Raw genomic sequence first — 19,922 nt, forward strand, 5'->3', positions numbered from 1 at the left:
TATACAAATACTGAAAATGAGGAGATTTTGTTGAATTTATTATTTTTCATAATAGTTCTTTTTATAGCATTATTAATATATTTATTATTTAAGTCCCTTAATAAAAGCTTGTTAGTAACTATAATTTGCTCCCTTCTAATTGTGCAAATCTTGTTAACTCCAAAGCTTTGTATAAACTCTGCACTGCTTGGAGTTAATTTATTTGTAAATAAAGTATTTCCTTCATTATTTCCTTTTTTAGTAATTACAAGTATTATGATGTCCTATGATGGAATAAAAATATATTCAAATATACTAGGTAATATTATTTGTAAGCCATTAAGGCTGCCCCTTCAGTGTACCTTTGCATTAATGGTAAGCTTCTTTTGCGGCTACCCCTTAGGTGCTAAATATGCCTGTGAATTGTATGATAATGGCCACATAGATTTTTTAACCTGTGAAAGGCTTATTAATATTGCGAGTAATGCGAGTCCTTTATTTGTAATTGGAGCAGTAGGTACATCTATGCTTAAAAATAATTATATTGGCTATCTTCTTCTTGTTTCAAATTACATATCTTGTTTTGTTATGGGAATTATACTTCCAGCTAAAGTACCTTATAAAGCCTTTAAAAGAAGTAATGAGATTTTAACACCTAAAATTAACATAGGTATTATTTTAAAGGATAGTATAGAAAATTCTATTAAGACATCTATAAGTATTGGAGGATTTGTTATCTTATTTAGTGTAATAATAGGAATAATAAAAAGCAATATCATCTTTGATATTGCCATAAATGGTATCAGCACACTGCTTAATCTAAATAAAAATATAACACAAGGAATGGCTTTAGGGTTAATTGAAATGACCAATGGAAGCTTTTTAATATCTTCCACTGACATTAGTCTCTATGCTAAAACTATTTTGATAAGCTTCTTCTTAGGTTTTAGTGGCTTTTCAGTAATTTCTCAGGTATTTTCCTTTACCTATAAATATAATTTATCTATGAAAAAATACATGATAAGAAAGGCCCTCCAAGGCCTAATTTGTTCAATTGTATCTGCAATTTTATATAAATTATTATTTATAAGTAAAACTGTAGATGTTTTTGCAGCAAACAGCAAAAATATTAATGATTTACCCATCCTACTAATAATAATGTTGTTATTGATAGTACCCTTTATATTAAATAGAATTATCAGGCTACTTCATTCCTCTTAATTCTTTAATGTTTTCTCGTATAGTAGTTAGATCTGAATTAACTTCTGTACTTAATCCTTCTACAAAGCCTTCAACTTGAATTTTAATGTTTGCAACCATGGAGTTACCTCTATCTGTAATTTGTTTTTCAAGCTGAGTTAGGATTTCATCAGCATAATTTCTAGCTCCAAGTCTCATGGATTTTGCATCCCTTTGGGCTGAAGCAATAATTTCTTCAGCTCTAAGCATTGCCTCCTTAGTGATATCGTGGTTTTCAATCTGTCTTTTAATTAAATCCATGCTTTCTTTTTTCATGGTAGAGGTCTCCTCATGAGCTTCTCCAAGTATTCTTTCCTTTTCTTCCACGATCCACTGAGCTTTTTTAAATTCATCTGGAAGATAATTTATAATTTGATCTACAACATTCATAACTTCTTTCTTATCTACAAGTATTTTTCCTGTAACAGGAACCTTAGAAGCTGTGTCTAGAATTTCTTGAAGGTATTCTAATAGTTTTATTACTTCCATAATATATCCCCCTACTTTTTAAATTTATCCAAAATATCATTAACTATAATTTCTGGAACAAAGTCTGTTATGCTGCCCCCAAACATAGCAATCTGTTTAATAGATGAAGAACTTATATATGAATTCTTTTCACTAGTCATTAAAAATACGGTTTCTATATTGGAATCTAATTTGTTATTTAACATGGCCATTTGAAACTCGTATTCAAAATCAGAAATAGCCCTTAAGCCTTTAACAATTATTTTAGTATCAGTCTTCTTCATAAAATCAATTAAGAGTCCAGTAAAACTTTCTACTCTCACATTTCTGATATTAGAGGTGGATTTTTCTATTAGGTTTACCCGTTCAGTAATATCAAACAATCCCTTCTTATCAGGATTTACCAGAGCGCCCACAATGACCTCATCAAAAATTTCTGAAGCTCTTTTAATAATATCTAGATGACCATTTGTAATTGGGTCAAAGCTTCCAGGATAAACTGCTCTTTTCATATTAATCCTCCAGGTACTTATAGAAACATACAGTTGTGTTTCCATACACTCTATGATCTGTAAGCTTAATTTTTAAGTTTCCTTCATATAAGGTTTCTTTTGTATCAATTTTACATACTATTAGACCGTCTTTTTTAAGTAAGTTTCCTTTTGTTATAATATCAATTGCTGGCGGTATCATATCTTTTAGGTAAGGTGGATCAATAAAAATTAAATCAAAGCTTATATTCTTATTAACTAAATTTTCTAAAGCATCATAGGAATCCATATTTAAACACTTGCATCTCTCAGTGAATTTGAAATTCTCAACATTTTGCTTTAAATACTTAAAGGTAGTTTCTCCTTTATCAATTAAATAACATTCCTTAGCACCGCGGCTAACTGCCTCCAGGCCTAAACTTCCAGTACCTGCAAATACATCTATAACAACAGAACCATAAATTCTATCTTGTATTATATTAAAAATTGATTCCTTTATTCTATCTAATGTTGGCCTAGTACCCATGCCTTCAGGAGATAATAGCTTTCTGCCCTTTGCTTCACCTGAAATAATTCTCATAGCTTTCACTCCTTTTGATAAAAATCATAAAATTACATATATACATAGAATAATACAAATATCTCCATACTTCAAGAAAATAAATAAAAATACCTTATATAATGCAAATTTTAATTACTAAAGATGGAGATTTTTGTTCTTAATTAAAACATATGAACCTTGAAGTATTGTCCATAGCCTTGATTATATCTTCTTTAACCTTAATATCTTTTGCCTCGGGGCTTTTAAGCAGATTTCGTGCCTCACTATTGGCAACTTTAAGCATACTGAAATCATTTATTAAATCAGCTAGAATGAGTCCCGTATCACCATGTTGTTTAAAGCCAAATAATTCACCGCCGCCTCTGATTTTAAGGTCCTCTTCAGCTATTTTAAAACCATCTGTGTTATTTTGAATTATATCTAATCGTTTTTTAATTGTTTCATTTTTAATATTAGCAATTAAAATGCAATAGGATTTAAACTCTCCCCTTCCAACTCTGCCCCTTAATTGATGAAGCTGAGCAAGTCCGAATCGTTCTGCATTTTCAATTATCATAATAGTAGCATTAGGCACATTAATGCCAACTTCTATTACTGTAGTAGAAACTAAAACCTTTGTATCACCTTTTTTAAAACTATCCATAATCTGATTTTTATCTGCTGCAGACATTTTACCATGAAGCATTTTTATTTCTATACCCTTAAAATAATTATTAGTAAGCAGATTATATAGCTTTTCTACAGAACTAAGCTCAGAACTTTCTGTTTCCTCTACCAAGGGACATACAACATAGACTTGCCTGCCCTTTTTTATCTCTTCTAATGCAAAGCGATAAGCTTTGCTTTTTTTATTTTCTGAAAGATATGAGCTTTCTATTTTCTGTCTTCCTGGAGGCAGTTCATCAATTACAGAAATATCTAAATCACCATATAAAAATAATGACATTGTTCTAGGTATTGGAGTAGCAGTCATAACTAATACATCAATAATTTGACCTTTATTAAATAATTTACTCCTCTGCATAACTCCAAAACGATGCTGTTCATCTGTTACTACTAAGCCTAAATTATTAAATTCCACACTTTCCTCAAGAAGAGCGTGGGTACCAACTACAATTTGCACATTCCCGCTTTTTATATCTTCTTTAATTAAATCTTTCTGTTTCTTAGGAACACTTCCATTAAGTAAGGAAATATTAATGTTAAACTTTCCTAGTATTTTATTTAATTCTATATAATGCTGTGCTGCAAGGATTTCGGTAGGAGCCATAAAAGCAGCTTGATAGCCATTTTTAATTGTATTAAAAATGCTTATAATAGCTACAATGGTTTTCCCGCTGCCAACATCGCCTTGTACTAATCTATTCATCTGCTTCATCGACTTTTGATCTAAGAGAATTTCTCTTATAACCCTGTTTTGAGCATTTGTAAGGGCATATGGCAAGGAAGCCTTTAAAACCTTTAAGTCCGGAGACATTTTAAAGGCTATACCCTTTTTTGTATTATTAACATATTCCTTTAGAAGTAAAATTTTTAAAGAATAAGTAAAAAGCTCCTGAAATTTAAGGCGCCTTTGAGCCATAGTTAAAACTTCTAGGCTCTTAGGGTTATGAATATTATTTATTGCAAAATTAAGATTGCAAAGCTTATATTTCTTTAATAAGTCTTCAGGCAAATTTTCTACAATATCCACCTTTGAAAGAATTTGCGAGATTAATTTAATTAAGAAATTATTTGTTACTCCACTTTTTAATGCATATTTAGGAGAAAATCTAGTGTCTTTTTCTGAATTTAAATCGTTAATAGGCTTAAAATCTTTTATTATACTTGGATTTACAATTATTTTTTCTCCATTAAATTCTTGAACTTTACCACTAAGAGTATAAGGAATATCAATTATAAATTTATCCTTCATGTAAGGCTGGTTAAACCATTTACATTTAAAAAATTTGCCCTTCTTGTCCTTTAAGACTACGGTTGAAATTACTTTCCCATTTTTTGTTCTTAAGTCTCTTTCAATTCTAACAACGATACCATTTATAATTATTTTGCTTCCGGATATATTTTTCTCACCGTTACTGTTAATATAATATTTTTCATAATCTCTAGGAAAATATAATATTAAATCTATGATATTTATAATTCCAAGGCTATTTAAGAGCTTTTGCATCTTAGGTCCTACCCCTTTTAAATAAGAGATATCTTCGTAAATATTCATGAGTAACACTCCCATATATAGAATAAGCTATGGCTAAACTTAGGTTAATTGTAACCAAGTTAAGCCATAGCCAAAGAATAAAAAACCCGAAGGTTTTTCTTATTCCACAGAAACTATAAAGTAATACAGAGGCTGCATTCCATTGTAGCTTTGAATATCTTTATCGGGATACTTTTCCTCTAATTTAGATACTAGCTCAGAAACTTTAGCTTCATCTGTTTCCGCGCCATATAATATTGTAATTAGCTCGCTGTTTTCATCACACATGTTAGCTAATACATTTTCGCATACCTCATATATATCATTACCAACTACATTAATCTTACCTTCAAGAAGGCCTAAAATATCACCTTCATTAATGGCCTTGCCATCCATTTCTGTATCTCTGACAGCGTAGGTTACCTGACCTGTAGTTACCTTTTCAATTGCTTCATTCATAGCTGTTACGTTATCTTCTAAAGCCCCTTCTGAATCAAATATGGTAATACAAGCTATACCCTGCGGGATAGTTTTAGTAGGTACTACAACAATATTTTTTTCTGAAAGTTCAGCAGCTTGATTTGCAGCCATAATTATATTTTTATTATTAGGAAGAACAAAAATATTTTCAGCATTTAATTTTTCAATGCAGTTTAAAATATCCTGAGTGCTGGGATTCATTGTCTGACCACCTTCTATAACGTAGTCAACACCAAAGTCTTCAAAAATATTCTTTATTCCTTCTCCCATTGCAACTGATATAAAAGCATATTTTTTAGCCTCTACTGCTGCTTCTTCAATATCACTGCTATTAGAAGTTTCTTTATTAATGGTATTTTCATCATAAAGTACATGCTTATGTTGTTCTCTCATATTATCTATTTTAATTTTAGATAACTCACCAAGCTTTACAGCCTTTGAAAGTACTAAACCAGGGTCATTAGTATGAATATGTACTTTAACGGCATCCTCAGTACCAACAACTATCATAGAATCACCATGTGGATTTAATTCATTTCTGAAGTTATCTACATTAATATCTTTACCTAAAACAAAGAATTCTGTACAGTAGCCAAATTCAATGTTTTGTTCACCTAGTATTTGTGCAGCATTAAAGGTTTCATTATTATTACTGGAGGTATTTGATATTTCAGCCTTTATATTAAATTTTAAAGCTTCAAACATACCTTTAAGTATAATTAAGAGCCCCATACCACCAGCATCAACTACTTTTGCCTTTTTAAGAACAGGAAGCATTTCTGGAGTTTTATTAAGCATTATTTCACTTTGTTCACATACTTCCTCCATTAAAGCTGTTATATTTACTGCAGTACTTCTTACTGCACTTTCACCTGCAGCTCTTATAATGGTTAAAATTGTTCCTTCAGTTGGTCTCATTACAGCCTTATATGCTGATTTAGAGCCTTCCAATAAGGCATTTGCAAATTCTAAAGTATCTACCTCGGTTTTATCTTCCAAACCTTTGGCAATACCTCTAAAAACTTGAGACAAAATTACACCAGAGTTTCCTCTAGCTCCCATTAAGGCTCCTTTAGCTAATCTCTTCGAAACTTCACCAATAGATTTGCTGTCCATATTTTCAATTTCTGAAACTGCAGCTCTAAAGGTCATTGACATATTAGTTCCAGTATCACCATCTGGAACAGGAAATACATTTAAGGAATTTACAAAGGCTTTTTGCTCCTCCAGTTTGTTTGAAGCATTTATAACCATGTTGTGAAAATGTATCCCATCTATCTTTATGAATTCCATTAAAAGTACCCCCTTAGACTCTAACACCTTGTACGTTAACTGTAATACTGGAAACCTTAAGTCCAGTTAAATTTTCAATGTTATATTTTATCTTTTGAATTATATTATTAGCTATAACAGAAATCTTAGTTCCATATTCAACTATTATATATAATTCAATTGATAATTCATTTTCTTTTGAATGAAGTTTTACACCTTTGCTTAAGTTTTCTCCTTTAATAAGTTCCCAAAGGCCATCCTTAGCATTTTTAGATGCCATACCTACAACTCCGTAGCATTCCATGGTTGAAACTCCAACAATATTTGCAACTACTTCTTCGGAATAACTAATAACTCCGTTTTCGTTTTGAATATTGCCTATCATAATATCCCTCCTCAATTAAAAAGATCATATAGACTATTTTATATTAAATATAGAATTTATTCAATAAAATTAATACTTAAGTTTAATTATTTAGCTAATTATTTCATTTTATACTTGCAAAAAAGCCAAAATGTGTGATAAAATAATACATGTTTGGATTGAGAAGATAAATTCTTCACAATTTCTAAGGAGGTGTTTTTGTGTCAAGAAGATGTGAAATATGCAATAAGGGTGTTATATCAGGATTACAGGCAAGTCATTCAAATCGTAAAACGAAGAGAAAATGGGCTCCAAACCTAAGAAGAGTTAAGGCAGTTGTTGAAGGAACCCCAAGAACAATACATGTTTGCACAAGATGTCTACGTTCAGGTAGAGTTCAACGTGCTGTATAAATAATAAAAAATGCAGTTGTAAAACAATTGCATTTTTTATTATTTATGTTCAATTTATTTTTTTTTTCTTATGAAAACTTTTAATATGGAAGCTATACATCTAGGCAGCTTTATAGCTACTATTTTCATTTATATCCCTCCAAACCATTATTAATGTTGGTTATCTATTATTCTCCAGCCGACGTATATAAGTCCACCGCCCACTGTAATCATCCATCCCCAAAAAGGTATAATAAAGGTAATTATAATTCCAATACCTATAGAGGCTACTATCCACCCTATATTTTTCTTAAATCTTCGTTTTATTGACAAAGCGCATACCTCACCCTATTGCTTTGTTACTATTATATGCTTAACTTAATATTTTGTGACAAAAATAAAACCTTTTTATACTAAATTAAAATTGATAAAAATTGAAGAATATTTTGCCTTGCATAGCTTTAAATTAAAAAAATCCCCTAAGGGATTTTTATTAATATTTATTAATCTTTACTTCTAAATAAAAGCAGATAACCACCTGAGAAGGTTATTGTAATTTCAGAATCTTTAAATTCATTAGATACTGTTAAAGAATCCCCTATGGATAATTCGTAGTTATTAAGTGGGTATCCAGCACCGTAAATTGTCAAATTCTTAATAGTAGAATTATAGGCAAGCAGAGAAAATTTTTCTTTAGGCTTACCGGAAATTATAATGGGACTATTTAATAACTCTATATAGTTATTAGCATCTCTTATATAACCTTTTATATTGCTATTTAAGCATTTTAAAAGAAGACCAAAATTACCTAAGGTATGATCAAGTCTAGAGCCGGTACAGCCTAAAAATACAATTTTATCAACACCTAACTCTTTTGCCTTAAGTAATGCCAATTCAGAGTCTGTGCAGTCCTTAGCCACTGGATATCTTTCTATATTACAATTACTGCTTGATAAGTAATTAAAAGCATCTCTATTTATAGAATCAAAATCACCAATTAAATATTGAGGAGTAATATTATATCTTAACAGACAATCTGCACCGCTATCAGCACATATAATAAAGGCTGAACCATCTATTTCCTCTTTTAAAAGTTCTAAACTAGGAGGTGTACCTCCTGCAATTATTATGCATTTCATTTTACAATCCGCTTCTTAAGTCTAAAATATTTTCTTTAATAGTATGATTTTTAAAGACTGCAGAGCCTGCTACTATAACATTTGCACCACTTTGTACTATTTGGCCAATATTATTTTTATCTATTCCACCATCTACTTCTATTAAAAACTCTGAATTATTAGAATTAGCCATTTCTCTTAGTTCCTTTATTTTATCCTTGCTGTAATCTATAAATTTCTGACCGCCAAATCCAGGGTTAACACTCATAATAAGTACCATATCCAATTCTTTTAAAATATCTTTAATATTAGAAACTGGAGTACCTGGATTAAGTGCAACTGCTGCCTTAACATTAAAACTTTTTATATAATTTATTGTTCGATCAATATGTTTATCTGCTTCGTAATGAACAGTAATAATATCTGCTCCAGCCTTTACAAAGTCTTCAATATACCTTGAAGGCTCTTCAATCATAAGGTGGACATCAAAGGGAAGCCTGGAATATTTTTTTATGCTTTTAATTACAGGTGGTCCAAAAGTAATATTGGGTACGAACTTACCATCCATGACATCTATATGTATAAAATCTGCTCCATACTTTTCTAGTTCACTAACTTCGCTGCCCAGTATTGAGAAGTCTGCTGAAAGTATAGAGGGTGCTATTTTAATCATCTTTTTATCCTCCCCTGCATTAATTCTTCAAGTATTTTAATGTAAAAATTGTAACGAATATCATTTATTTTATTCTCTTTTACAGCTTCTTTTACGGAGCAAGAAGGCTCTTTGTAATGAAGACAGCCTGTAAATTTACAGGTATCTTTATAGACTCTAAATTCAGGAAAAAAATTCTGAAGCTTATCTTTTTCAATATCAATAATTTCAAGGGAAGAAAAGCCCGGCGTATCTACTATAAAACCTTGCTTACATTCGATTAATTCGCTATGCCTTGTAGTATGTTTACCCCTGCTAGATTTTTCACTTATGTTTCCTGTTTCCATAAGTTCTCTTCCAATAAGTTTATTACACAAAGTGGATTTGCCTACTCCAGAAGGACCACAAAATACAGTAATGTTATTAGAAAGCTTCTCTTTTAAAAGCTCTATTCCAATGCCATTTTTAGCATTTAAGTAAATACAATCGTAGCCAGCATTAATATACATATGAAAAATATCTTCATATTCCTTTAAATCAACTAAATCAATTTTATTAAAGCAAATAACTACCTCTAAATTGTTTTTTTCACATTGCAATAAAAACTTATTTAAGAGCTCTAAGTTAAGTTCAGGATTCTTAAAGGTAAAAACAACAAAGGCTTGAGAGACATTTGCAACACTTGGTCTTAGAAGTTCACTAGATCTTTCATATATCTTTTCTATAACCCCTTTATTGTTTTTTACGGTTATGTCAACCTTATCTCCAACCATTGGGGTAAGTTCATTAAATCTGAACTTACCCCTTGCCTTACATTCAATAACATCATCTTGAGCTTTAATATAATAAAATCCACCAATTCCTTTTACTATAGTTCCGTCCATAGTATCTCCTTTTATGCTCCAGCTTCTGTAAATACGTAATAACTAACATCTACTACGGTTCCTTGTTTAACTTGGCTCTTAGCTGTAAGTGATTGGGTTGCTACTTTACCATCTAAAGCTTTGTTATCTGTTTGAATTACTATTAGATTTCCAATTTTAAGATTAGAATTTGTTAATAGTGTCTTTGCCTGCTCTAATGTAGCATTAGTTAGGTCTGGAACTATACTATATTTAATTTCTGGTCCGTAACTAACCACTAAATCAATTGTTGTTCCGGCAGTTGCAGGTGTATCTTTAGTTGGGGTCTGGCTTATTACATTATCCTTTGGTACAATATCATCAAATTTATGATCTACCTTACCAAGTTTAAAACCATTATTTGTAATCATAGCTGTAGCAGATGCAATATCAATATTGTAGAGGTCAGGAACAGTATTAGTGGCTGGTCCTGAGCTTATATAAACTCTAACATTTTGATTTGTTTTTATTGTACTACCTTCATCTGGAGAACATGCTATTACTGTACCAGCTGGTTTATCGCTTTGTTGTCTCCCAGCATCTACAAATTTTAAGTTGTTTGCCTTAACAGCATTTTGAGCGTCAGCTTCACTAAGCCCAATAATTTTTGGTACTGTTGTATCACTACTTATTAGTGATGGTTTCTGACTCATATACCATCCAGCAAATACACCAACTGCAATGACTAAAGCCGCTAAGGGTATAAGTATTGCAGCAAGTTTTTTCTTATTTGATTTAGTGCCTATTTCTTCCTCATCTTCATCGTATTCTTCATCTTTATTGTCACTTACTGGTGCCATAACCTTAGTGTATTCATCCTCAGTACTGTTAAACTCCACCTTGTAATGTGTATTATTTTTTATTCTCTGCAAATCTAAAAGCATGTCTTTAATGTTTTGGTATCTGCCAATTGGTTCTTTTTCCATTGCCTTTAATATTAAATTATTTAGTCCATCAGGAATATTACTGTTTAAATAAACTGGAGGTACAACAGGCTCCTGCAGATGTTTCAATGCAACTGATACTGGACTTTCAGCATCATAGGGAACCCTGCCAGTTACCATTTCATACAATACTATTCCAAGCGAATAAATATCAGTTCTTCCATCGACAACAGAACCTTTAGCTTGTTCGGGAGAGAAATAATGGGCAGAGCCTATTACCTTATTTGTATTAGTAATTGTAACAGAATTTGTAGCCTTAGCTATACCAAAGTCAGTAACTTTAACTAAGCCATCATCTGTAACTAAAATATTCTGAGGCTTTATATCTCTATGTATAATGTTATTTTTATGGGCACATTCTAAGGCCTTTGCTATTTGAATGCCGAAATCTAAGGCTCTATTGTAATCTAACTTTCCATTTTGAATAATGAGCTCTTTTAAAGTTCTGCCATTTACATATTCCATAATAATATAATTTACATTTTCCTCAGAGCCTACATCAAATATGTTTACAATATTACTATGAGAAATACTGCCTGCTGCAGCTGCTTCAGCTTTGAATTTTACTACAAATTCTGTATTTTTCGCAAACTCATTTTTTAAAACCTTAACAGCAACAAATCTATTCAGCAAATGATCCTTAGCCTTATATACCTTAGCCATTCCGCCTTCGCCAATTTTTTCTAAAATTTCATATCTATTATTTAGTAAAGTCCCTACCATCATTGCACTCTCCTTCAAATATAATCACACTAATATTGTCTCTTCCACCGCGCTCTTTGCTTAACTCTATTAACTTAAGACAAGAGGTTTCACAGTCATTATCAATTATAATTTGGTAGACTTCCTCTTTTGTTAATGAGTTAGTTAATCCATCAGTACACAGCATAACCTTGGATACACTCCTTAGGTCAGTTGAGAAAATATCAATTTCAACATTCGCAGTTGTTCCCAGAGCTCTGGTTATTACATTTTTGTTGGGATGAATTGCAGCTTCCTCTTCTGTAATAGAACCATTATCTACAAGTTCTTGTACAAGAGAGTGATCATTAGTTATTTGATGAAAATTATCATTTTCTAAAATATAGCACCTGCTGTCTCCTACATTTGCAACAACCATTTTATTACCAGTAATCAAGCAGGCAGTAATTGTAGTACCCATACCTTTAAGTGCAAGATCAGTATTAGAAACCTCATATATTTTATTGTTAGAAGCTTCTATGGCTTGTTTTAGTAAAATATCTATTTGTTCGTTAAGTCTAGCGGAAAATACAAATTCAATAGTATTTTCCACGGCTATTTTACTGGCAATTTCTCCAGCATTATGTCCACCCATACCGTCAGCTACAACATAAAGTTTTTTATTAGAATCTTCATGAAAACCTATATAGTCTTCATTGACTTTTCTAACATTCCCTATGTCTGAAAGCATGCCAATCATTTATTTCACTCCTTTACTGAGCTATTACTTTGTATAAAACTTCTTCTAAGCTGACCACATGCAGCATTGATATCAGAGCCCATTTCCCTTCTAATTGTAGTTTCTATACCATATTCCTCCAAAGTATTTTGAAACTTATAAATCTGCTCATCTGTAGACTTTTTAAAGTTATTTTCAGCTACTTCATTTACAGGGATTAAATTGACATGACATAACATACCCTTTAATAACTTGCCAAGTTCTTCTGCATTTTCTTTTTTATCATTAGTATTAAAAACCAAGGCATATTCAAATGTAATTCTCCTATTGGTTTCTTTAATATATGCCTTGCAAGCTTTAATTAATTCTTCTATAGAATATAGATTTGCAATTGGCATCATAGACCTTCTAAGGTCATCATTTGGTGAGTGTAAAGATATTGCTAGAGTTATTTGCAGCCTGAGTTTTGATAGCTCATAAATTTTAGGAACAATTCCACAGGTGGAAAGTGTAATGTGCCTTTGTCCTATATTAAAACCATAATCTGCATTGGCTAAATTAATAAACTTAACTACATTATTATAATTATCTAAAGGTTCTCCGCTTCCCATAAGAACTATGTTTGAAATTCTTTCATTAATATAGTTTTGTGCAACGAGAATCTCAGCTAAAATCTCACCAGAACTTAGGTTTCTTACAATACCACCAAGGGTTGAGGCACAAAATTTACAGCCCATTTTGCAGCCTATTTGAGTAGATACACAAATGGAATTGCCATAATTATATTTCATTACAACCGTTTCAATTATATTGCCGTCTCTGTAGCTTAAAAGAAACTTGTAAGTTTCATCTTCACTTTTTAATACATGGACAATACTAGGAAGTTCAATATAAAAAGCATTGCTTAGTTTCTCAATTATAGCTTTCGGAAGGTTATTCATTTCACTAAATTCAGATAGACCTTTGTATAACCACTGAAAAACCTGCTTAGCTCTAAATTCACTTTCATTATTTTCTTTCATCCAAAGCTTAAGCTCTGGCAAATCATAATCTAAAATATTTTTCATAAAACACCTACTCTATTTTGTATAATTTAGCAATAAAAAATCCGTCCATGTTCTCATTGGGTAGAATAGTAACCCCAAAATCACTATAACATATATTTACGGCATTTCCAAAGAAAATTCTATCAATAGCAAAATTTTTATTATTAGATAAAAACCATTTAATGTTTTCTTCATTTTCTTTCTTATTTAAGGTACAGGTTGAGTATAAAATATAACCCCCATTTTTTACGTATAAAGCGGCATTTTTCATTATTTTTCTTTGAATAGCTATTAAGCTAGTTAATTCAGCTTCATTCTTAGTCCATTTAATTTCAGGTTTCTTTCTAATAATGCCAAAACCAGAACATGGAACATCAATAAGCACTCTATCACCCAAATCTTTTAAAGCTTCATTATAAACTGCTGCATCTAAAGCTGAACATTCAATATTAGTAATTCCAAGTCTTTTAGCATTCTGCTGTATAAGGGCAAGTTTATCCTTATGAATATCAAAGGCATAAACCCTACCGGTATTATTCATTATCTCAGATATATGTGTAGTTTTACCGCCTGGAGCACTGCATAAATCCAAAACTGTCATATTCTCCCTAAGTGACATTAAAGGTGCAACTAGCATAGCACTTTCATCCTGAACTGTTGCCATGCCGCTTAAAAAAAGAGGATTATTTTCTATGCTTTTGCCTTTAATTATTCTTATTGCTTCCGGGCAAACATTGCCTTCTTCAATTTCATATCCGTAAGAATTAAGATCTTTAATTGCATTTTCATAATTGGTCCTAATATTATTTACCCTAAGTGTAATACTTGGTACCTTATTTAGACCCTTCATTATATTTTCAGCTGTAACCATTCCGTACTGTTTAATTAAAAGCTTTACCATCCAAGGCTCAAAGGAATAATTAAAGCATAATGTCTCTAAATTATTACTTTCATTTATATACGAGCTGTCCTCACTTCTTAAATAATTTCTAAGCACTCCGTTTACAACTTTAGAGGAGCTTAAGGACCTATATTTTTTAGTAAGCTCCACAGCTTCATTAACAGCAGCGAATTGTGGAATCTTCTCCAAGTATTTAATTTGATATATAGTAATTCTTAAAATATTTAAAAGAAAGCTGTCCTGCTTTTTTAAACCATTCTTTAAGAATTTACTTAATATTTTATCTATAGTATATTTATATTTAATGGTTCCATAGACAATTTCAGTTACTAGGCCCTTATCTCTATTTTCTAGATCTGCCTTACTAAGGCTTTTGTTTAAGACAATATTTGAATATCCGCCTTTATCAAATATACTTTGAAGAATATCTACTGCAACTTTTCTAGCGTTTTCCATTATTTTACCTCATTTTATTTTGTTAGTATCATTAAAAACTACTAATACTTCAAAATAAATTAAACTATCCTTTATTTTAAAAATATATTTTCTTCTAGCTTATGACCTCGTATATACTCTTCCACTGATAAGGGCTTTCCGCCAGGAAATTGAATTCGTTTTATGAGTATGCTGCCTACACCAGCGGCTACTTCAATTCCCTCTTTTGTTACGCTTATGATAAAGCCAGGCTTGTAGTTGTTGTTTGAAACTTTAACTTCAGCCTCATAGATTTTCATAGAATTATTTAAATAATCAGTATAAGCAGCAGGCAATGGGTTTAAGCCTCTAATTAAATTGTTAATTTCTATATTTGTCTTATTCCAATTTATTTTAGCTAGCTCCTTTGTAAGCATTGGAGCATAAGTGTTTTTTGAATGATCCTGCTTTTGAGGTATAAGTTTATTTGCTTTTACCTTTTCTATAGTCTCAAGAAGTAAATTAGCTCCATCCTCCATTAAAATATCATGAAGTTCGCCTGCTGTCATATCATTTTTTATAGGACACTCACTTTTAAGAAGCATATCACCTGTATCAAGCCCCACATCCATAAGCATAGTAGTGTTTCCGCTAATATTTTCACCATTTATTACAGCCCAATTTATTGGAGCGGCACCTCTGTATTTAGGAAGCAGCGAAGCATGAAGATTTATGCAGCCATATTTCGGTATATCCAGAATTTTCTTTGGCAAAATTTGACCAAAGGCTACTACAATAATAAAATCTGGTTTTAGTTCTTTAATTGTTTCGATACTGATCCCATCGTTTCTTATTTTTTCGGGCTGATAAACAGGGATATTATATTTTATTGCCGTATCTTTAACAGGGGAAGTCCCAATTTTCTTACCCCTTCCCTTAGGCCTGTCTGGCTGGGTAAACACAGCTGTAACATTATAATTTTCTATAAGTTTTTCTAAGGAAGGTACTGCAAACTCAGGAGTACCCATAAAGACAATGTTCATTTTTATGCCTCGCTTTCTTTAATAACCTTATCTACAAAAAGTACTCCATCTAAATGATCCATTTCATGACATATAGCCCTTGCAAAAAAGTCTGAAGCTTCTATAATAACCTCTTCACCCTTCTCATTTAATGTTTTAACTTTAATTTTCTTTGGTCTTAATACTATTCCTTGTTCACCTGGAATACTTAAGCATCCTTCCTCGTCTATATCTTCTCCGACCGTTTCTAATATTACCGGATTAATTAAATAAACAGGACCTTCTCCAACATCAACAACAGCAAGTCTCTTTAGTATTCCTACTTGCGGTGCTGCAAGGCCAACCCCATCAGCAGCATACATAGTCTCAAGCATGTCACTAAGAAGAATTCGTATTCTATCAGTAACTTCATCTACTGTTCTAGATTTTTTTCTTAAAATCTCATCACCTATTTTTCTTATATTTCTTAAAGCCATTTTATTACCTCCTTGTATTCCTTATTTACTCTACATAAATTACATTAAACTTGTTGGATTTATATCTAGGCTGACTCTTAAATCGGAATATATCTCCTTTGTTAAGTCATATACTATATTCTTAATATTATTTGCAATAGAATAATTAATATTTCCTTTTAAAATTATCTGCCATCGATAAAAATCATTTATCCTAGAAATGGCACAGGGGCATGGCCCTAACATTTCTATTTTATCATTTTCCTTTATATTATTCTTTAAAATTATACCAATATTTTGTATATATTTTATTAATAAACTTTCTTTCTTGCTGCTTAAATTTATTAATAATATTTTGCTATATGGGGGATAGTTCATATCCCTTCTTATTGAAGTCTCTCTATTATAAAAGCCTAGATAATCATTAGTTAAAGAAAATTGTATACTATAATTATCAGGCGTATAGGTTTGAACTATTACTTTTCCTTCCTTTTCTCCTCTGCCAGCTCTGCCTGAAACTTGCGTTATTAACTGAAAGGTTCTTTCACCAGAGCGAAAATCAGGAACATTTAAGGAAAGGTCCGCTGCAAGAACACCAACCAAGGTGACGCCTTTAAAATCTAACCCCTTGGCAATCATTTGTGTTCCTATTAAAATATCGGCCTCGTGGTTTTTAAAAGAATTATAAATTTCTTCATAGGAATTCTTTCTTCTTGTAGTATCAAAGTCCATTCTAAGTGTTTTAGCATTAGGAAAGATTTTTTTTACTTCCTGTTCTATTTTTTCTGTACCAATGCCAAAGTATTTTACATAATTACTTTTACATTTTGGGCATGTACTTGTTATTTTCCTTTTTATACCACAATAATGACAGTTTAGTGTATTATCTTCCTGGTGATAAGTTAAGGCGATATCACATTTGCTGCATTTAAAAACAAAACCACATTTTCTGCAGGAGACAAAGGTAGAAAAACCTCTCCTATTTAAAAAAAGAATTACCTGCTCTTTTTTTGCAAGAGCCTTTTCCATTTCTACATATAATTTTCTGCTAAATATTGATTTGTTTTGCATTAGGAGTTCTTCTCGCATATCTACTGCTTCAATATGCGGTAAAATAGCATTATCAGCCCTGTTTCTAAGTGTTATAAGCTTTATCTTTCCTTCTTCTACTTTATAATAGGTTTCAACAGATGGAGTTGCGGATCCCAGAATGAGTTTAGCATTTTCAAACTCACATCTATATTTAGCTATATCAAAAGCAAGGTATTTAGGATCGCTATCCGATTTATAGCTGTTTTCATGTTCTTCATCAATTATTATATAGGAAAGACTACTAAAGGGCAAAAAGACAGCTGATCTAGCTCCTATAGCTACCTTAACCTGTTTATTTTTTACTCTAAACCATTCATCGAAACGTTCACCTTCAGATAATTTACTATGAAAGACTGCAATATCTTTGCCAAATCTTCCTTTAAACCGTTCAACCATTTGAGGTGTTAAGGATATTTCAGGAACTAGTATTATGGCTTCCTTGTTATTTTTAATTGCTTCACTTACAAGCTTCATATAAATTTCCGTTTTTCCGCTTCCAGTTATTCCATGAATTAAAAAAATATTATTTTCTGATTCATTTATTATTTCAACAGCTTGCTTTTGCTCTCTATTTAGTATTTTTTCTGAGTATACTTCAAAGCTTTTGTTATTGTACCTATTCACAATAACTTTCTCATCTGATAAATATTCCTGTTTCAGCAAGGTGTTTACGGATGATAATGAAAAGTTAAATAATCTGCTCAATTCATTTTTGTTGTATTTTCCACTATTCGCCTTTGCTGCGTTAAAAATACTTATATAGGGTTCTTTATTAAACTTACCCTGAAGCTCTTTTCCAGCATATAAAACTGTATTAACTTTAGTTTTTATACCTTTTAAAATACCAGTTGGAATAATGGCTTTAATTCCTTCTAAATAGGTACATAGATACTTTTCTCTCATGAAGTCAATAAGTTCAATATCTTCTTTTCTTAATAGCGGATAGGAATCACTTAATTCATAGATTTCCTTCAAATTATTATTTTCACTTTTATAATCTTCAAAGAGTTTAATGATAAAGCCATAAACCTTTTTATTACCAATTCCAAAAGGTACTTTAACCCGATAGCCTAATTCTATGGTGTTTCTTAGACCTTCAGGAACGATGTAGGTAAAAATTTTATCAACTTGAATTGAGTTATTATTTACAATAATGCCAGCATATTTAAACACTTAATCACCCTTTATGATAATCACATTTTCTAAAATTAGACAATATGAAATATTCCAAATAGCAGTTTATAGATGCAAAATTTGTTACTAAATATTAAAAGGCCATTTCCTGAATTATTGGTTACCAGGCAGGCCTTAATTAACAATTTATATTTTTTCATTTATCAAATTGAAAAGCTCTCTAGCAACCTCTCTTTTGGGCATTTTATCTAGTGATGTAATTTTGACCTCCTTATCAATGATAAATACCTTATTATCATCGGAGGCAAATCCAGTTTCAGAACTGGTAATATCATTTGCCACAATAAAATCCAGATTCTTTTGCTTTAATTTTAGTGCTGCATAATCCAGCAAATTAGTACTTTCAGCAGCGAAACCAACTAGTATTTGATGTGTTTTTAATTCCCCTAGTTTTTTCAAAATGTCCTTATCTCTAGTAAAAGTTATATTTAAATCATCAGAAGATTTCTTGATTTTAACAGAAGAATATTCTTTTGACTTATAATCAGCAACTGCTGCAGCTTTAATTATAATATCTTGGTTTTCAAAGTTTTTTATAACTTCTTCATACATCTCTTCATTTGTATTAACTTTAATTACATTAATATCATGGGGACATTCTAGGTTTGTGGGTCCTGTTATTAATGTAACTAAAGCTCCCCTATCCCTTGCTTCTTCTGCAATTGCAAAACCCATTTTTCCTGAAGATTTATTGCTTATAAATCTGACTGGATCTATAGGAGAAATAGTAGGACCAGCAGTCACCAAAACTTTTTTATGCTTCATATCCTTTAAATCATATAAAAGACTATATGTAATATTAGAAATAAGTTTTGTATCAGCTAACTTTCCTTCCCCTACATCACCACAGGCCAACCGCCCGCTTTCAGGGGAGATAAAGATATAATTAAGCTTCTTTAATTTATTTATATTTTCCTTTACAATTGGATTATTATACATATTTGTATTCATTGCAGGTGCAAAAACAACTGGTGCAGTAGTTGCCATTATTGTAGTAGTTAGCATATCATCTGCAATGCCGTTTGCAACCTTTCCTATTATGTTTGCAGTAGCTGGCACGATTAGCATTAAATCAGCCTTTTTGGCAAGAGAAATATGCTGAATTTCAAATGCCTTTGGCTCAGCAAACATGTCAGTAGTTACCATGTTTTGACTTAATGACTGAAAACTCAAAGGGGTAACAAACTCAGCGGCACTTTTAGTCATAATAACATGAACATTAAAATTCTTTTTTTTAAGCCTGCTTACAACATCTAGTGCCTTGTATGCAGCAATACCTCCGCATACACCTACAACAACTGTCTTTAAATTAGACATT

General features: G+C 31.4%; 20 protein-coding genes. 2 read left to right on the forward strand and 18 right to left on the reverse strand.

Features of this window, described 5'->3' with window-relative positions:
- The first annotated feature begins 30 nt into the window (after positions 1–30).
- Positions 31–1,200, forward strand: coding sequence for a sporulation integral membrane protein YlbJ (gene ylbJ, locus ACJDUG_RS08390; protein WP_406769445.1), 1,170 nt, complete (start codon positions 31–33; stop codon positions 1,198–1,200).
- Here ylbJ and ACJDUG_RS08395 read toward each other — a convergent pair.
- The 6 genes from ACJDUG_RS08395 to ACJDUG_RS08420 all read right to left on the reverse strand — a co-directional run bounded on the left by ACJDUG_RS08395 (position 1,183) and on the right by ACJDUG_RS08420 (position 7,073).
- Positions 1,183–1,707, reverse strand: coding sequence for an ATPase (locus ACJDUG_RS08395; RefSeq protein WP_406769446.1), 525 nt, complete (start codon positions 1,705–1,707; stop codon positions 1,183–1,185). The two genes, ylbJ and ACJDUG_RS08395, sit on opposite strands and share 18 nt — an antisense overlap.
- An 11-nt stretch (positions 1,708–1,718) precedes the next feature.
- A complete protein-coding gene (gene coaD / locus ACJDUG_RS08400) occupies positions 1,719–2,198 on the reverse strand; it encodes a pantetheine-phosphate adenylyltransferase (protein ID WP_406769447.1) in 480 nt (159 codons plus the stop codon).
- A 1-nt stretch (position 2,199) separates the two neighbouring features.
- A complete protein-coding gene (rsmD, locus tag ACJDUG_RS08405) occupies positions 2,200–2,757 on the reverse strand; it encodes a 16S rRNA (guanine(966)-N(2))-methyltransferase RsmD (protein ID WP_406769448.1) in 558 nt (185 codons plus the stop codon).
- Between the two features lie 139 nt (positions 2,758–2,896).
- Positions 2,897–4,957, reverse strand: a complete 2,061-nt coding sequence (gene recG, locus ACJDUG_RS08410) for an ATP-dependent DNA helicase RecG (RefSeq protein WP_406769449.1) — start codon at positions 4,955–4,957, stop codon at positions 2,897–2,899.
- 99 nt (positions 4,958–5,056) lie between these two features.
- Complete coding sequence (locus ACJDUG_RS08415) at positions 5,057–6,709, reverse strand: DAK2 domain-containing protein (RefSeq protein WP_406769450.1); 1,653 nt, start codon at positions 6,707–6,709, stop codon at positions 5,057–5,059.
- A 13-nt stretch (positions 6,710–6,722) separates the two neighbouring features.
- The gene (locus ACJDUG_RS08420) at positions 6,723–7,073 is read right to left on the reverse strand and encodes an Asp23/Gls24 family envelope stress response protein (RefSeq protein WP_406764806.1); all 351 of its coding nucleotides are present in this window, start codon (positions 7,071–7,073) and stop codon (positions 6,723–6,725) included.
- A gap of 200 nt (positions 7,074–7,273) precedes the next feature.
- Here ACJDUG_RS08420 and rpmB point away from each other — a divergent pair, with 200 nt between their 5' ends.
- Positions 7,274–7,465: a 50S ribosomal protein L28 gene (gene rpmB / locus ACJDUG_RS08425; RefSeq protein ID WP_406764805.1), complete on the forward strand. Its 192-nt coding sequence runs from the start codon at positions 7,274–7,276 to the stop codon at positions 7,463–7,465.
- A 150-nt stretch (positions 7,466–7,615) separates the two neighbouring features.
- Here the strand turns inward: rpmB and ACJDUG_RS08430 are convergent, their stop codons facing one another.
- The 12 genes from ACJDUG_RS08430 to coaBC all read right to left on the reverse strand — a co-directional run bounded on the left by ACJDUG_RS08430 (position 7,616) and on the right by coaBC (position 19,921).
- Positions 7,616–7,777, reverse strand: a complete 162-nt coding sequence (locus ACJDUG_RS08430) for a hypothetical protein (protein ID WP_406769451.1) — start codon at positions 7,775–7,777, stop codon at positions 7,616–7,618.
- A gap of 170 nt (positions 7,778–7,947) precedes the next feature.
- Complete coding sequence (locus ACJDUG_RS08435; protein ID WP_406769452.1) at positions 7,948–8,583, reverse strand: thiamine diphosphokinase; 636 nt, start codon at positions 8,581–8,583, stop codon at positions 7,948–7,950.
- A 1-nt stretch (position 8,584) separates the two neighbouring features.
- The gene (gene rpe / locus ACJDUG_RS08440) at positions 8,585–9,235 is read right to left on the reverse strand and encodes a ribulose-phosphate 3-epimerase (protein ID WP_406769453.1); all 651 of its coding nucleotides are present in this window, start codon (positions 9,233–9,235) and stop codon (positions 8,585–8,587) included.
- On the reverse strand, positions 9,232–10,098 hold the full coding sequence (gene rsgA, locus ACJDUG_RS08445; protein WP_406769454.1) for a ribosome small subunit-dependent GTPase A: 867 nt from the start codon (positions 10,096–10,098) through the stop codon (positions 9,232–9,234). Before rsgA ends, rpe begins: the two co-directional genes overlap by 4 nt.
- An 11-nt stretch (positions 10,099–10,109) precedes the next feature.
- Positions 10,110–11,786 carry a Stk1 family PASTA domain-containing Ser/Thr kinase gene (gene pknB, locus ACJDUG_RS08450; protein WP_406769455.1) on the reverse strand — a complete coding sequence of 559 codons (1,677 nt, stop codon included), beginning with the start codon at positions 11,784–11,786 and terminating at the stop codon, positions 10,110–10,112.
- On the reverse strand, positions 11,761–12,501 hold the full coding sequence (locus ACJDUG_RS08455; RefSeq protein ID WP_406769456.1) for a Stp1/IreP family PP2C-type Ser/Thr phosphatase: 741 nt from the start codon (positions 12,499–12,501) through the stop codon (positions 11,761–11,763). Before ACJDUG_RS08455 ends, pknB begins: the two co-directional genes overlap by 26 nt.
- 5 nt (positions 12,502–12,506) lie before the next feature.
- Positions 12,507–13,547: a dual-specificity RNA methyltransferase RlmN gene (gene rlmN, locus ACJDUG_RS08460; RefSeq protein ID WP_406769457.1), complete on the reverse strand. Its 1,041-nt coding sequence runs from the start codon at positions 13,545–13,547 to the stop codon at positions 12,507–12,509.
- A gap of 7 nt (positions 13,548–13,554) precedes the next feature.
- Positions 13,555–14,883, reverse strand: a complete 1,329-nt coding sequence (rsmB, locus tag ACJDUG_RS08465; RefSeq protein WP_406769458.1) for a 16S rRNA (cytosine(967)-C(5))-methyltransferase RsmB — start codon at positions 14,881–14,883, stop codon at positions 13,555–13,557.
- Positions 14,884–14,954: 71 nt separating this feature from the next.
- Entirely contained in the window at positions 14,955–15,884 is a 930-nt protein-coding gene (gene fmt, locus ACJDUG_RS08470) for a methionyl-tRNA formyltransferase (protein WP_406769459.1), read from the reverse strand.
- 2 nt (positions 15,885–15,886) lie between these two features.
- Entirely contained in the window at positions 15,887–16,339 is a 453-nt protein-coding gene (gene def, locus ACJDUG_RS08475; protein WP_406769460.1) for a peptide deformylase, read from the reverse strand.
- Positions 16,340–16,378: 39 nt separating this feature from the next.
- Positions 16,379–18,583 (reverse strand): primosomal protein N', encoded by a 2,205-nt coding sequence (priA, locus tag ACJDUG_RS08480; RefSeq protein WP_406769461.1) that lies wholly within the window; start codon positions 18,581–18,583, stop codon positions 16,379–16,381.
- A 147-nt stretch (positions 18,584–18,730) separates the two neighbouring features.
- Complete coding sequence (gene coaBC / locus ACJDUG_RS08485) at positions 18,731–19,921, reverse strand: bifunctional phosphopantothenoylcysteine decarboxylase/phosphopantothenate--cysteine ligase CoaBC (protein WP_406769462.1); 1,191 nt, start codon at positions 19,919–19,921, stop codon at positions 18,731–18,733.
- Position 19,922: the final 1 nt, after the last annotated feature.

Origin of the sequence: Candidatus Clostridium stratigraminis, from assembly GCF_045310675.1 — a bacterium.
GTDB lineage: Bacteria > Bacillota > Clostridia > Clostridiales > Clostridiaceae > Clostridium_AT > Clostridium_AT stratigraminis.

Excerpts from the sequence above, each read along its gene's own strand:
- coaD (WP_406769447.1), bottom strand. The coding sequence starts at position 2,198 with ATGAAAAGAGCAGTTTATCCTGGAAGCTTTGACCCAATTACAAATGGT.
- pknB (WP_406769455.1), bottom strand. The coding sequence starts at position 11,786 with ATGATGGTAGGGACTTTACTAAATAATAGATATGAAATTTTAGAAAAA.
- rpe (WP_406769453.1), bottom strand. The coding sequence starts at position 9,235 with ATGATTAAAATAGCACCCTCTATACTTTCAGCAGACTTCTCAATACTG.
- ACJDUG_RS08420 (WP_406764806.1), bottom strand. The coding sequence starts at position 7,073 with ATGATAGGCAATATTCAAAACGAAAACGGAGTTATTAGTTATTCCGAA.
- fmt (WP_406769459.1), bottom strand. The coding sequence starts at position 15,884 with ATGAACATTGTCTTTATGGGTACTCCTGAGTTTGCAGTACCTTCCTTA.
- rsmB (WP_406769458.1), bottom strand. The coding sequence starts at position 14,883 with ATGGAAAACGCTAGAAAAGTTGCAGTAGATATTCTTCAAAGTATATTT.
- rlmN (WP_406769457.1), bottom strand. The coding sequence starts at position 13,547 with ATGAAAAATATTTTAGATTATGATTTGCCAGAGCTTAAGCTTTGGATG.
- ACJDUG_RS08435 (WP_406769452.1), bottom strand. The coding sequence starts at position 8,583 with ATGAAATGCATAATAATTGCAGGAGGTACACCTCCTAGTTTAGAACTT.
- coaBC (WP_406769462.1), bottom strand. The coding sequence starts at position 19,921 with ATGTCTAATTTAAAGACAGTTGTTGTAGGTGTATGCGGAGGTATTGCT.
- ACJDUG_RS08395 (WP_406769446.1), bottom strand. The coding sequence starts at position 1,707 with ATGGAAGTAATAAAACTATTAGAATACCTTCAAGAAATTCTAGACACA.
- rsgA (WP_406769454.1), bottom strand. The coding sequence starts at position 10,098 with ATGGACGGAACTATAGTAAAAGGAATTGGTGGATTTTATTATATTAAA.
- ACJDUG_RS08455 (WP_406769456.1), bottom strand. The coding sequence starts at position 12,501 with ATGATTGGCATGCTTTCAGACATAGGGAATGTTAGAAAAGTCAATGAA.
- recG (WP_406769449.1), bottom strand. The coding sequence starts at position 4,957 with ATGAATATTTACGAAGATATCTCTTATTTAAAAGGGGTAGGACCTAAG.
- ACJDUG_RS08415 (WP_406769450.1), bottom strand. The coding sequence starts at position 6,709 with ATGGAATTCATAAAGATAGATGGGATACATTTTCACAACATGGTTATA.
- rsmD (WP_406769448.1), bottom strand. The coding sequence starts at position 2,757 with ATGAGAATTATTTCAGGTGAAGCAAAGGGCAGAAAGCTATTATCTCCT.
- def (WP_406769460.1), bottom strand. The coding sequence starts at position 16,339 with ATGGCTTTAAGAAATATAAGAAAAATAGGTGATGAGATTTTAAGAAAA.